We start from the raw sequence: 384 nt of genomic DNA, 5'->3' as shown, positions 1-384 counted from the left end.
CAACCCAAGGGCGAACGACCCGCCTATTAAACCTAAACCTATAATATGAACCTTCATACCGCTAATCTTTTACAGGCCTCAATAATAATCTCTTCGGGAGAACAAAGAGAGAACCTGATGAAGCCTTCCCCCTGACTCCCAAAAATGAATCCCGGGGCCACAAAAATATGATATTGCTTTAACAGGTGATCCACAAATCCTTCCGAAGTAGTGCCTTTTGGAACTCTGCACCATAAGAACAAGCCAGTTTGATCTTCTGTAAAACTGCATTTCAGGGCCGTAGCCAGTTTCAGGATCTCCTCTTTTCTGCGCAGATATACCTTGTTCTGCTCACTGAACCACTCCTGCGGAAGCCTCAAAGCCATAGCAGCACCGGCCTGCAGC

The 384-nt window shown here is 46.6% G+C and carries 1 protein-coding gene; it reads right to left on the bottom strand.

What is annotated here, in order from left to right; all coding sequences use genetic code 11:
• Positions 1 to 53 precede the first annotated feature (53 nt).
• The coding region (locus HC176_RS17370; RefSeq protein ID WP_167920263.1) for an aminotransferase class I/II-fold pyridoxal phosphate-dependent enzyme at positions 54 to 384 on the bottom strand (331 nt) is incomplete at its 5' end.

The sequence above is a fragment of the Tamlana crocina genome (assembly GCF_012037625.1).
Note: the sequence above shows the minus strand (reverse complement) of the source record. Positions and strands in the feature narration are given on the sequence as shown.